The 12,249-nt window shown below is 43.9% G+C and carries 13 protein-coding genes; 2 read left to right on the top strand and 11 right to left on the bottom strand.

What is annotated here, in order from left to right; translation table 11 throughout:
* Positions 1-89 precede the first annotated feature (89 nt).
* The 10 genes from VL121_RS06195 to VL121_RS06240 all read right to left on the bottom strand — a co-directional run bounded on the left by VL121_RS06195 (position 90) and on the right by VL121_RS06240 (position 8,838).
* Positions 90-884 (bottom strand): hypothetical protein, encoded by a 795-nt coding sequence (locus VL121_RS06195; protein ID WP_325403268.1) that lies wholly within the window; start codon positions 882-884, stop codon positions 90-92.
* Positions 885-1,307: 423 nt separating this feature from the next.
* Positions 1,308-2,957 carry a hypothetical protein gene (locus tag VL121_RS06200; RefSeq protein ID WP_325403270.1) on the bottom strand — a complete coding sequence of 550 codons (1,650 nt, stop codon included), beginning with the start codon at positions 2,955-2,957 and terminating at the stop codon, positions 1,308-1,310.
* A gap of 268 nt (positions 2,958-3,225) precedes the next feature.
* On the bottom strand, positions 3,226-3,600 hold the full coding sequence (locus tag VL121_RS06205; protein WP_325403272.1) for a DUF2200 domain-containing protein: 375 nt from the start codon (positions 3,598-3,600) through the stop codon (positions 3,226-3,228).
* A 33-nt stretch (positions 3,601-3,633) separates the two neighbouring features.
* Entirely contained in the window at positions 3,634-4,170 is a 537-nt protein-coding gene (locus tag VL121_RS06210) for a dihydrofolate reductase family protein (RefSeq protein WP_325403274.1), read from the bottom strand.
* A 160-nt stretch (positions 4,171-4,330) separates the two neighbouring features.
* Positions 4,331-4,714, bottom strand: a complete 384-nt coding sequence (locus VL121_RS06215) for a VOC family protein (protein WP_325403276.1) — start codon at positions 4,712-4,714, stop codon at positions 4,331-4,333.
* Between the two features lie 159 nt (positions 4,715-4,873).
* On the bottom strand, positions 4,874-5,683 hold the full coding sequence (locus VL121_RS06220) for an AraC family transcriptional regulator (protein ID WP_325403278.1): 810 nt from the start codon (positions 5,681-5,683) through the stop codon (positions 4,874-4,876).
* A gap of 681 nt (positions 5,684-6,364) precedes the next feature.
* Complete coding sequence (locus tag VL121_RS06225; RefSeq protein WP_325403280.1) at positions 6,365-6,865, bottom strand: thermonuclease family protein; 501 nt, start codon at positions 6,863-6,865, stop codon at positions 6,365-6,367.
* A complete protein-coding gene (locus VL121_RS06230) occupies positions 6,862-7,689 on the bottom strand; it encodes an SGNH/GDSL hydrolase family protein (RefSeq protein ID WP_325403282.1) in 828 nt (275 codons plus the stop codon). The genes VL121_RS06225 and VL121_RS06230 overlap by 4 nt, the downstream gene beginning before the upstream one ends.
* A 104-nt stretch (positions 7,690-7,793) precedes the next feature.
* On the bottom strand, positions 7,794-8,159 hold the full coding sequence (locus VL121_RS06235) for a DUF1801 domain-containing protein (protein ID WP_325403284.1): 366 nt from the start codon (positions 8,157-8,159) through the stop codon (positions 7,794-7,796).
* 340 nt (positions 8,160-8,499) lie between these two features.
* Positions 8,500-8,838 carry an MmcQ/YjbR family DNA-binding protein gene (locus VL121_RS06240; protein WP_325403286.1) on the bottom strand — a complete coding sequence of 113 codons (339 nt, stop codon included), beginning with the start codon at positions 8,836-8,838 and terminating at the stop codon, positions 8,500-8,502.
* Between the two features lie 194 nt (positions 8,839-9,032).
* Here VL121_RS06240 and VL121_RS06245 point away from each other — a divergent pair, with 194 nt between their 5' ends.
* Complete coding sequence (locus VL121_RS06245; protein ID WP_325403288.1) at positions 9,033-9,845, top strand: hypothetical protein; 813 nt, start codon at positions 9,033-9,035, stop codon at positions 9,843-9,845.
* Between the two features lie 82 nt (positions 9,846-9,927).
* Here the strand turns inward: VL121_RS06245 and VL121_RS06250 are convergent, their stop codons facing one another.
* A complete protein-coding gene (locus VL121_RS06250) occupies positions 9,928-12,084 on the bottom strand; it encodes a c-type cytochrome domain-containing protein (protein ID WP_325403290.1) in 2,157 nt (718 codons plus the stop codon).
* A 25-nt stretch (positions 12,085-12,109) separates the two neighbouring features.
* On the opposite strand from VL121_RS06250, the gene VL121_RS21660 reads away from it, so the two are divergent.
* Positions 12,110-12,249 (top strand): porin (locus tag VL121_RS21660; protein ID WP_414635402.1); only part of this gene is annotated, 140 nt, incomplete at its 3' end.

Genomic DNA, 12,249 nt, shown 5'->3' on the forward strand with positions numbered 1-12,249 from the left:
GGCACTTTTGCCGTTATCAAATTCTTTGAGAATGCCTGCTATCTGAGCAGGACTAAATGTGCTTTTTTTCATCTTTTACGGTTTTAAAATTAAACATTTTTGTCTTCTTTTAAACCGTACTGTTTTTGGGGGAGCTTACCCTTTTCTTCTTTCTCTTTGGTAAGTCCGTTAGCATGGTTGGCTTTTTTTTCCTTTTCCAGCTTTTCAACTTTATCCCTGTTGCCACGGCTGTGTCCAAAAGCACTGTTGCCTGGTTGGCCTGCAGTGTTCTTATCCTCATTAGCGCCGGCATTGGTAAGCCCGTTAGCATGGTTGGGATTTTTCTCTTTTTCCGGATTTTCAACTTTACCCCTGTTGCCGCGGCTATGCCCAAAGGCGCTGTTGCCCGGTTGGTTTGCAGTGTTCTTATCTCCATTAGCATCGGCAATGGAATTGCTTTGCTTTTTTCCTTTTGTTGTCCAGTCAATGTATTCCTCATCGGTATAGCTCACTTTTTTCAGGTCGTTTCCCTCCATATACCACCGGTGGTCGTACCCCTTCCAATAAAAATATCCATTCTTCGATTTGATATATTTTCTTCCGTCTGTATACTGCTTAACGGCATCAGCAGAAGATGCAGTGATGACCAATGGCGCCCATTGTTTTGCGGTAGCTGCACGCGTAACAGGTTGTACTGTGGGTCTCGCTTCCCGCACCCGAACGGGTTGATTTACCACAACTACTTTGGGTTGCTCCCTCACTATTACTACCGGCTCACTGGTTTGTGCTGTGGAACCGGTCCCGGAAGCGGGAGATCCTGAAACAAAGGTGGCGCGGCATCCCACGAGGATGTTGCCGAAAAAAATGATAGATACGGTGGAAAGAAACAGTGAATGATGCTTCATATTCATATTGGATTTTAGCACTGCGGCTATTCTGAAAACAGCCTGCATCCTTAAAACGCCGATTACATTATTTTATTCTGTTTTTTTAAACACCTGCAAAAGATGATAACGCTGCGAAGGACATCTTAGTGAGATTATTGTTTATCAGCCAGTTGCAAATTTAATTTTAGGTTAAGCCCATTTTTCTTTGTCATTTTTTGTGGAAAAGTAACCCGAAATCAATATACACCCGATTTTGAGGAGGAATTCTGATTAAGCTCCTGCACTATTGTAAAGGCGCCTGCATCAAATTTTACACCGGGTATAAACAGAGGCGGGAGAGTGCGGGTATTTGCTGCCGGACCGTGAAAAGAAAGACTTTTCAGCGCCAGATTCACGGTCTGACACAAGCGCTTTTTATGAAGATTCCGGCGCAGGGCGACCTTAATCCGTAATTATCTTCACATCTTTGAACATAAATGGATTGTCACTGACCCTTAAGGCTCTGCCGCTGGCTGTAGTCACATTTTTAAGTACAACTTCCCTGGTTTTTACATAGGGAAACTGCTCGTGGTAGAAATCATCGGTCATTTGCGGATTGAAATTTGAAAAAATGGCGGGTCCCTGGTAATCCTCCGGATGACTGGAGTCGTTGATGCGGAGGTTTTCAATGGTGATCCGTTCCGGCATATAACAGGTGTAACCAAAATCATGCTCACCGGAATAAGATCCGCCGATCAGGGCGGCGCTGGCCGGTTTGCCGCCCTGCGGCACAAAAACACAGTTGCGAATAAAAAATTCTCCCTGCCAGGTACTACCATAATCGCTGCGCAGGTTGATGAGCGTTCTGCCGTTAATTGTTGAATTCTCCACCGTAAAGATCCCGCTGCCGATAGCATTGATGCCCATGTGTCCCAGGGTGGAGTTGCGGATGGTGGCGTTGGCAACGCCCATGTGGGCATCGAAGCGGGAAAGCGTGCATTTGTCGTAAAGCAGATTTTTGCAGTAGTTGGAACCCAGGATCCCCCAGTAGGTTCTATCGTTGATATCATTTGTCTGGCTGCAGTTCACGAATGATACATTGAGGGCGCGGTTCACCGAAATGTCGTAAGTGCCCATGGACACGGGTTTCCCTGCCGCGCCAATGGTACTGTATGTTTTATGCCCGGTGAGCACGGTATTCTTAACCGTTACGTAAGCGCAGTCACTAATATTGATGAAACCGCTATAGGGCGCACCATGGTCTCCTTCACCGGTAACGCGATGTTCAAACCCATCTACAACAACATTGGAACGCCTGATCGCGATATTCCGGCTATAATAGGTGTACTTCGATTCAGCTTTATTGGCAATGGTGGTAAAACGGCCTCCGGTGATGTACAGCGTCTTCCCGTCCATGGGAAGAGCGGTGATGCCCGTGATCTGGTCGAAGTCCCAGATGATGGGTGCATCCCTATCCACCCTGCCGTTTTTATCAACAACAAAGATATCTGTTTGCGGAGACCCGTTATTTTGGTTCAGCCCATAGCGGATATAGCGTTTTACATGAGCGTTGGTAACGGTAATGAGACAGGGTCCGGGCAAAGTGGCGTTGATTTTCTCCTGATCCCTCTTCAGTGAAGCTATAGATCCAGGTGTAAACGGTTGCAGGCCGGAACTGACCATGAAAACAGGTGCATTGCGATTTTGCACTTCGGTATCGTCAATGATGAAGACCGCCGTGCCAAAATCGGTGTCGGTGCGGATGACCACTGTGCGTTCCTTTCCCCCGATGTAGTAGGTGGCTCCCTCATCGGCTTTCACCAAAAGTTTGTTTTGATTAGCGAATACATGAGCCGCAGCGATAGCGTCTATATCATCGGTTTTGCCGTTGCCCCTGGCGCCGAAATCACTATAGCGGACCATGCCAGCGGCTTTAAATTTATGCACATCCTTTGGAGATACATTTACCTGTAATTCCCCATTCGCATTGGTATGTACCCGGGTCTTCTCCTTTTTGGATGTTATCACTACACGTTCAGGCGCGTTCTGGGCCTGCCCCTGCGCACTTATTACAAAGGTTGATAAGAAGAAGAATAAGAGCGTATATTTCATTATGAGCATATTTTAATAAGCGTCAATTTCAAAAAAATCAGTTGGGTTGTCAGATCGCAGATTTACCGACAAACCGTATCACGGCGTGATTATCCCGCCGGGTCTTTACAGCATGGGCAACTTTGTGGAGAGCGAGCCCCCGGCGAATAGCCGGCGCCAGGGTCTCATGCTACCCACAATCGCCTTTTATGAAGACTCCAGCGCGAACGATAAACGCAACAACAGGACACGCTTCCGTCCGGGTTGGTTGTGTATAGCAACGATGCTATCAAGCACCCTGAGAGCCGCGCAGGATCTTCTCCATCTTCCTGCCCTTGGCCAGTTCATCCACCAACTTATCCAAATACCTGGCCTGTTGCGTCAAGGGGTTCTCAATTTCCTCTACACGATACCCGCAGATTACTCCTGTTATGAGGTGCGCATTGGGATGTAGCGTAGCACGCTGGAAGAATGTTTCAAAAGTTACCTTTTCTTTTATCAGTTCCTGCAGCTTCCTGTTATCGAAGCCTGTTAGCCACTCTATCACCTGGTGCAATTCTTCTTTTGTTCTGCCTTTCTTCTCCACTTTTTCGAGATACATCGGATAAACCGAAGCGAAGGTCATCTTTGCGATACGCTGATGGTGTGTGTTGGAATTGTTCATATGCTAAATTTGTAATCACAACGTATTAACGTATTATCTTGGCCGGTAAATCAACAGTACATTTCCGCATTCAAAATGCGTAACATCGTGCAATTTTAAGTTAGTGAGCTCATTTGTGTTTTTAAACAAAGGCCTGCCACTGCCCAATACAACAGGATTGATGATAAGGCGATACTCATCAATAAGATTGCTGTTGATAAATGTTTCAGCAATGCCGGCGCCTGCAAATAATACCATGCCTTTTCCGTCTTTATTTTTTTCCGCTTTCATTTTTTCTACAGCATGTTCATTTACCAGAGTTGCATTCCAGGTAGCCCTGTTTAATGTTCCTGAAAAAACCAATTTCCTGGTATTATTCATCACTTTGGCGAATGCATCATTACGGTGCGGCCAATAAGCAATCATATCTTCATAGGCTTTGCGTCCATAGAGGAACGTGTCAACGGACTTAAAAAAATCCATCATATAGTTCGACATTTCATCATTCCAGTTGTGCCAATTATAGTTCGGGTCTTTGGCTTCGATGTTTCCGTCAACAGATACCATCATTGATAAAATTACATTTCTCATTTTTTAATAATTAAGACAATGGGGAATAAGAATGGGAGGATATTTTTTTATTGAAGTTTTTAAGTGCTGTTGTTCATTCTTGCAATCTGAAAGCATTTGCCTTTTTATCTTTTTATATGATCCTTCAATATACCTATCACCCTCCAGGCAATTGTTGTTTTCAGTACTCCGCCGGTGGCGAATACTTTACAATGTCAATTCCAATACCATTTGGATCTTCAATAGCAAAATGCCTGTCACCCCGGGGTTCGTTGCGAATATCAATTTTAATATCTACGCCTTTCCGTTTCAGTTCGCTGTACATTTTGTCCACGTCATCAGTTTCAATAGTCAAATACATTCCTTGTCCCTGAAATGGTTTATGAAATAACGGTTGCTGGCCCGGGTGATGGGGAAGTAAAAAACTGATCTCAGCCTCCCGGTTGGACGTGTGTAACAAAAGATAAAACCCGTTTTCAAATGTTACACCAAATCCTAAAATACTGGTATAAAAGGCTTTGGTTTCAGCTAATTTTTCTGTAACGATACCTGCATTTAATTTCATTTTTTCTGAATTTCAGTTGTTGATCCAGTTTGCGAATATGTGTTTGTACCCAGGCAAGCCAATACCATCAAAATTAGTATCCATTTCATTTTTTTGTTTTAAACACCGGCTCAAAGGTCTCCAATCCGGCAAACCTAACATTGTAAAAATCAGACAAAATCATTTGCCGAATACTTTGCCCGGAGTAACGCCGTAAAAATTCCTGAACTCCTTAATAAAATGAGATTGGTCGTAATAACCCGCGTCAAGGAAAAGTTTGTTTTGCCGTAAAAGCTGGTTTGAGGGCTTTGCTTTCAGGATACTTTGAAAACGAATTACTTTACTGAATGTCTTGGCTGTGTCGCCAATGTAAAATTCAAAGAGTCTGCGAAGTTGTCTTGTGCTGATACCTGTGTCTAAATCCTTCTCAATATCAATAACTCCGGAATTCTTCAGAATAACTTCTAATGCTTCGTATAGTCTATTATCATTGTCAAAAATTGTTTTGGCAACTACTTCAAAGAAATACCTGTCGAGCAATGTTTTTACTTCCTCCTGCTGCCTGGTTTCATTGAACTGGGTTCTAATAAAATCAGACAAATGAGGCACAACCGGATATAAATGTTCATAGCGGTTGCTTAATTCCATCGCGTTTATTTTGAAAAGTTGCGGAAACATTGTTGGTAAAAACCGAACTCCAACATAATTAAAAACATTGTCAAGCGGAAACGCTGTAAATTTTTTACAAAAGCCCATTACATAATTTTCCTGCGGGTTGTTCAGTTCAAAGTAGATGTCAATGCACCCGTCAGCCACAACACGGTAGTTAAATTGCTCCGATAGCTCCTGTGTGGTTTTGAGTTGCCAATAGCAATAAATGAATTGCTGAAGCCGGTTGCCGGGCAAAAATTCTATATAGGTTACATCGTCAGCCGGTTGTCTGACTACCGGTTGAACCGGCTTGTATAACCCGCTTATTGCTGTCTGCATATCCACTTGTTATTACAATACTTTAGAATTATTTTTATTACTTTATTTCTCTTACGCTCCAATAGTACCTGTCTTAACTTTTCGAGCCCGCTTGCAACTGGCAATAATTATTCCGGTTGTGGTAACAATACTTTTTGTTAATATAAATGCTACCGGAATCGTGTTATTGTCAATATTTTTTTTCCCTTTACCTAAAGTCAGGGGTGAATTTTGAGTTTGAGCTCGTCTACAAGGTCATGCTTAAGCAGCAGATGAACGCGTTCTGTGCTGCTCCAAACCTGAATGTCAGCGCCATTTTAATTTTTTAACTTTTTGATAGCCGCCTGAATGACCCCGACCGGGCATCCGGGCGGTAACCGGGCAGGCAAATTTCGCTATTATATATTGCGCTAAGGCAGCGTAAATGCGACAATCTTAGTGGCTGAATACGACAAATATTGATAGCGCTGCACAGACAGGAGTTTAAGAAAATTTGCCGGGGCAGTAACCCATACACATCAGATTTGCTGCGAAGACCGTGAGCGGAAAAATATCTTAGCGCCGGGGTCGCACATAGCCATGCCCATTGCTTAGATGCAAACCTCACTTCTCTCCCTTGTCCTTTCATCCTAATTTCCGTTATACAGGAAGCACGGTTTCTATGCTATAAATTGGCGGATGGCATTTTTGAGGCAACACTTTCTATTTACCAGGCCGCGGCCTTTTTCTCCATTCCCATGGCGCAACGGGTTGCTTGTCTGCCCACAGCCCGATACGCTTTTTTCTGGCCCTGGTTTCTGCCTTTGCCAACTGCCTGCTGGCTGAATATTTTTTGAAATGCCAGGCATAACCGGCATTCACCATTTGCCATCCCAGTTCGGGTACGCCGGGCAAAAGCGTTCGTGCGATAATACGGCCGTTGCGGTCCTTACCCGTTTGTATTACAGTTACCATTTTTCTAAAACATAACGCGCCCAAATATTCCCTGCTTTGTTTGTAATAAGGCATCCCTCTTTCGGGAGCGTCTATACCTTCCATGCGGATACGCTTAACCGTATGGTCTTCCATCAGCAAGTCATAGGTATCACCGTCTACAATTTTAATTATCTCCCCCGTGAAACGGGCAACAAGCCGGGACTGTTTTTGTGCAAAACAGCTCAACCCAAGCAGGCAGAGCAGGAGTATATTTTGTATACGGATCATTTATACCGCTTCATTTCCTTCACCAGCATTCTTGCGATAATAGCAAATCCTTTGTCAGATGGATGCAGTCCATCGTAGGTCATATTGATGGCGGCGGCAGGATAGGGATATTCATCCGTAGCGGGATGAAAGGGAATATTGATAAAGCCGGGATACGGATAGTTTTTATATGCCCCTGTTTGCGGATCTTTTAGCCGTTTGAAGTGTACCATATTCTTTTGGGTTATGCCACTCCTGTTATACAAATCAACCACCGGAATATTTTCATATTTCCCGATTGCAATAACGGCTGCTGCAAACTGCGATAATTGCTGACCATTCTTTTCTTTATAGGAACCGTAAGCATTGTTGGTCATATTAGCGATGTACACAAAATCGCCACGCTGCATGGGTGTAATAAGGATGATCTTAGCGTTGCTGTTTAAGCTACGGAGCTTGCTGATGATAATACGGAATGAGCCATACACGGTATTGTTGCCTGTATTGTTTTGATAATCTGCCAGGGTACCGATGGGCCTGCCCTGCCACCAGTCGTTGGTGCCGAGGAAGATGGAATATACATCGGCTTTGATGATGCCCAGTTTTTCTATCTCAGCGGCAATGCCACCGGAGGTCCAGCCATTATGGCCCTGGTTAATATACTGGATATGCGGCAGCTTTTCCGTCACTCTTGTCATATACCCTTTGCTGACACGGTTACCTGTTTCATCGGTATGCTCATTCAAATAAGTAATGGAATCACCAATGGCAACCCAGGTAATTTTTTTCTGCGTAAAAGCAGTAATGCAGCAAATAATAAGAAAGGCGATGAGCAACTTTTTCATACAACGGTTGTTGAAATATCATTGCAATATACAGGAGGTTCTCTTATTATGTGCTGATTAATTTGCAGGGATGGATATGGAACCGGAGTATTCGGCTGCAATGGCTACAAAGATGCGGAAGCTTTTTTTAGCAGCTTGGCCAAAAGCGCAGAATCCACTTTTTGCCCTTCTGTGATGGTAGCTGTTTTCCGGTTGGGGTCTGACATGGATTTAATAAAACCTTTGATCTCTTCCAGTCCGCCGGCATTAAATATCATAAAAGAAACTTTATCTTTTGCGGCATGGATAACGCATGCGTAATGGCCATTCTTAAGATAATGTGGTTTACCATACTGCAGCCGCTCTTCCACCGCAGGGATGGTTTTGAAAACAAGCTTACGAAGCGATTCGCAAACCTCTACCTGCCATTGCTGTAATTTTTGAATGTACTGTGCTACTTCCTGGTTCAACTGTGTTACTTCCTGGTTCATATGTATTGTTTATATGTGCGTGTGCTGAATTGTGATATGACTAATTTGACTGTCCTCTTTCAATCCTGGAGAATATATACAGGGGTTAAACAGGGATAAATACCTGTTACCGGAAAACTATGATCCGCGACCGAAGCTATCGCAATTGTTGTAATCATACCTGCCATTATGGAAAGGATGAACCGTTTCATTATTATTTATTTTAGATTGTATTTGTTGTTTCTGCCGGAACAAAATTAATTGCGGGTATACATTGCAAGCGGGGGTTAAATTGTCAATTATAGGGTTAAATGCGACAAATTGATCTTCCCGCTTTTTCTTAATCTATTAGTACCAGCCGCTATTTGCGTGTGTATTTTGAAGCCGCTTTGGGCATAGCATCAGCATAGGCTGTACTTAATGCGTCAACCAGCATCGCTTTTTTTATTTTGGTAAGATCAATATATGTCCACCCCTGCAATCCCCACTTATTGGGAACCGGGTATATAACGGATAAGTCAAAAGCGCAAAAAACGGATTGATCGGTTTGGGAAAACTTTACACAGGCAAGCCTATCTTTTTCAGAAAGCGTAGCGAATATCTTCCTTTTCGTTCTGAACGCAACTTTCTCAAAATGAGGTTGCTCTTTCGTTTCAGGAAACGATAAAGCCAGTTGCCGGAATGTTTGTATGGAGATCATATATTGGCTGCTGCAGGTTTTTCACAAAGTTAATGAAGCAAAACCCTCAAAATTGGGAAAAACGATACAAACCCGCTTCATCTCCAACCTTAAACAATACCAATTCATCCGCAATTATTACAATTCATTCCATACTGACTTGCGGGTTGTATCCCCATACTATTGTTTTGCACCCTGAAAAATAAAAAACAATTATGCACACTACATTGAAGTTAAACCAAAAAGCGATCAGCATAGTACTGATGGCCGCTACACTGTTGCTTGCTTCCTGTAAAAAAGATAAGCATCCCGACCCTGCGCCTCTTCCCCCGCCGCCGGCAAAACTTACACTGCAGGAATATAAGGACGGTGAAGATTTTATGCGGTTCGAATACAATACAAACGGATCGCTTAAAAAAGCTACCGTTAAAAACGACATTAACACTTCGGGCGATATTATTGATTTTACGCTCACTTACGGTGCAGGCAGCTTGATCAGTGAAGTGAACAGCAGTTCCGGCGAAAAGATTGTACCGGTGTATGAAAATAATGTTTTAAAACGGGCTGATTATTTTGTTGCCGGGCAAAGAACAGGATTTACCAATTACCAGTTTGAGAACGGAAATATTAAGCGGGCAACTATTTACGCGGGTGAGGAAAATGCGTATAATCCGCTGCTTGAATTTATTTACACGTATAATGGAAACGGCAACGTTACGGAGGGTGTAATTATGGTAGCAACAAATACGCCGGGGTACATGGTGCGGGCCGGCCATGCAGAAATGCAGTACGATCAAAAGATCAACCCGCTGTATGCACATAAAGACTTTTTGGTATTGCTGTGGCAGGGCCCTTCTAAGAACAATGTTACGATAGAAAACATTTTTGACGCGCAGTTAGCTCCGGAAGACAAATACCAATATGAGTACACGTATAAAACAGGCGGTTTACCGGAAAAAGCCGATGTTAAGATTGGTTTGCCGGGAAACCCGGTTACTACCAGCACAGTTGGATTTACCTATAAATAAGGAGATGGTTTTGAGCAGGCAGAAAAGCAGCTACCCAGGATAGCTGCTTTTGCATTTTATACGTTACTGCATGCGCTTATTATCAATTCAAAAACATTTCGTCTACCAGCAGCAGTTTTTTGTGTTCACCTTCCGCGTAGGGCTTCGCAACGATTTTAAGACAAGACACGGCTTGTGGTTTAAAGCTTCCCTCCACCAGCTTCAGCGAGGGTACATCGCCTTTGGCAGGCAGCGGCGGTTTCATTTTAACCAGCAGCTTCATCTGGCGCTCATTTTCACCGCCCCATACTTCTACCCATGCCGGGGGATAAATGCCGGTAGCTTCCTCAATCATATAATGTAATCCCACGGAAGACAGGGTAACGGGCTGCTTAAACTCAGACATCAGCGTCATATCATTACGGCGTACACCGGCAAAATAATTAGCCCACGCAGGATTATTAGCGCCAATAGCACCCAGCTTCGTATTAAAGAATGTGTGCGCTCCCTCCGCCTGGTGAACGCTGTTTAAGGGATAAAGCAGCCAAACACTATCGGGTATATACGCGTTCCTGAAGAAACCAAACTCCGCTATATCGCTTGAGTACCAGCCATCCTTAAACGCTTTGGCCCTGATGGTGGTATTTTCGGTGAGAACGGTTTTGGGATCAAACAATATGGAATGTATACTGTCCGGATCACTGCCGTCTGTAGTATAAAACAACTGCACGCCTTTTATGGGATGCATTAACGACAATGGCAATTGCCCGCCAAATACCACATTGCTATTCGCTATTTGCGGCGGATTGAGTTTAAGCGGGTTGCTTCCATCATCGGTAAACCCTTTAATGAATGCTATGCCGGGATAGGCTTTCTGTAATTGTTCCGCTTCACTCTGTGTTATTTCCGTATTCCATACCGAAACGGTTTGCAGGCTTTTGAGCCCGGGCAACTGCGCCTTCAGGTCATTGTAATTTACTTTAGTACCCGATAGCGTTAATTGCTTCAGGTGCTTAAGCGGCGCCAGTTCCTTTAATCCATTAGCGGTGATATCTGTAAAATTCAAATCTAATTTACGCAGGTTCTCAAACTGTCCTATGATCTTCAAATCTTCATCGGTAACGGGCAGTTTATTAAGATTGAGCGTTACGATCTGTTTCCTGACCTCCGTTAATGCTTCCAGTTGGTTTTTCGTGTAGGCGGCCCTGTTATAAATATTCACTTCTAAGGCGGGAGATTCTTTTGCCAGCGGTGTAATGGTACGGTAATCTGTATTTAATTTTGCTATCGTATTTTCATCAGCCGCAGAAAAATCAAATTGTTCTTCCTGCACTTTTACCGGTTTCAGCGCGGCAGCGGCCAGTAACCGCAAAGAATCATTTACAGGCAGATCAATTACTTTTTTTGTAAAAGGCGTTTCATCCCTTATCCATAAAGTAAGCAGTGCAATTTCATTTTCGGTAAGCTGGGATTTTCCTTTGGGCGGCATATGCTTTTTTTCTTCCAGCGGCAGGTGTACCCGTTCTAACAGCAAACTTATACCCGGGTTGCCCGGCACAAACAGCTTGCCCGTTTTTCCTCCTTTTACGATGGATGCAGAATCGGCCAGCATTAATTCTCCTTTCAGCTTATCAGGATTATGACAGCTTATGCATTTTTTTTCAAAAATGGGCAGAATCACATGTTCAAAAACAATAGCCTTGTCAAGGGGCACAGGAGGGGCTTCATAGTACACGGCTAAGGGTTGCAGAATGAAATCTTCCCCATGTGTTAGTCCGGCGCCGAAATGGCCCGTAAGAATAAGCGAAACCACCACAACAGCGCCCGCTACCTTTGTTATAATTCCTTTATACCATGATTTATTTGCCGCCCAGTATATAATGGAAGCCAGGAAAAAAATACCCGCGCCTGTCCATTTATGCCATTGCAAAGTATCGCCCGAATAACCTTCTTCCCTTGAAAGAAATAATCCCATGACCACAGTAACCGCTGAAAGTAAGGCACCGGACAACAGGAGGTTTTGTGAAAACGCATGATAAAAATTATTCCCCCCCCGGCCTGAAGCAGACGCATACCACTGTATGGCTATTGCCAGCAACAGCAGCACAATGGGAAAATGAAGCACCAGCGGGTGCATACGGCCAAGCGGCTGCAGCCAGGCCGGCACCTCCAGCTTGCTTTCAAATAACAGCAGGAACGCAATGAATATATTGGATACGATTAATGCCTGTTCCGCGAAAAACTTGACTCTCTTATTCATTGAAAAATAGAACGGTTAAAATTAAATAGATGATGGATGGGTTGGCCGCACCCGGGCAACGCTGCGGTACGACGCCGCCTCCGACACGGAATATGGCACGCTGCGCTCCTTTATCGAGCATCGCTGGGATGTGACGGACGGCGTTGAAAAATTCACTCTGGTCAG

It is taken from the genome of Agriterribacter sp. (assembly GCF_035497235.1).
Classification (GTDB): domain Bacteria; phylum Bacteroidota; class Bacteroidia; order Chitinophagales; family Chitinophagaceae; genus Agriterribacter.

Excerpts from the sequence above, each read along its gene's own strand:
- VL121_RS06195 (WP_325403268.1), bottom strand. The coding sequence starts at position 884 with ATGAAGCATCATTCACTGTTTCTTTCCACCGTATCTATCATTTTTTTC.
- VL121_RS06200 (WP_325403270.1), bottom strand. The coding sequence starts at position 2,957 with ATGAAATATACGCTCTTATTCTTCTTCTTATCAACCTTTGTAATAAGT.
- VL121_RS06205 (WP_325403272.1), bottom strand. The coding sequence starts at position 3,600 with ATGAACAATTCCAACACACACCATCAGCGTATCGCAAAGATGACCTTC.
- VL121_RS06210 (WP_325403274.1), bottom strand. The coding sequence starts at position 4,170 with ATGAGAAATGTAATTTTATCAATGATGGTATCTGTTGACGGAAACATC.
- VL121_RS06215 (WP_325403276.1), bottom strand. The coding sequence starts at position 4,714 with ATGAAATTAAATGCAGGTATCGTTACAGAAAAATTAGCTGAAACCAAA.
- VL121_RS06220 (WP_325403278.1), bottom strand. The coding sequence starts at position 5,683 with ATGCAGACAGCAATAAGCGGGTTATACAAGCCGGTTCAACCGGTAGTC.
- VL121_RS06225 (WP_325403280.1), bottom strand. The coding sequence starts at position 6,865 with ATGATCCGTATACAAAATATACTCCTGCTCTGCCTGCTTGGGTTGAGC.
- VL121_RS06230 (WP_325403282.1), bottom strand. The coding sequence starts at position 7,689 with ATGAAAAAGTTGCTCATCGCCTTTCTTATTATTTGCTGCATTACTGCT.
- VL121_RS06235 (WP_325403284.1), bottom strand. The coding sequence starts at position 8,159 with ATGAACCAGGAAGTAACACAGTTGAACCAGGAAGTAGCACAGTACATT.
- VL121_RS06240 (WP_325403286.1), bottom strand. The coding sequence starts at position 8,838 with ATGATCTCCATACAAACATTCCGGCAACTGGCTTTATCGTTTCCTGAA.
- VL121_RS06245 (WP_325403288.1), top strand. The coding sequence starts at position 9,033 with ATGCACACTACATTGAAGTTAAACCAAAAAGCGATCAGCATAGTACTG.
- VL121_RS06250 (WP_325403290.1), bottom strand. The coding sequence starts at position 12,084 with ATGAATAAGAGAGTCAAGTTTTTCGCGGAACAGGCATTAATCGTATCC.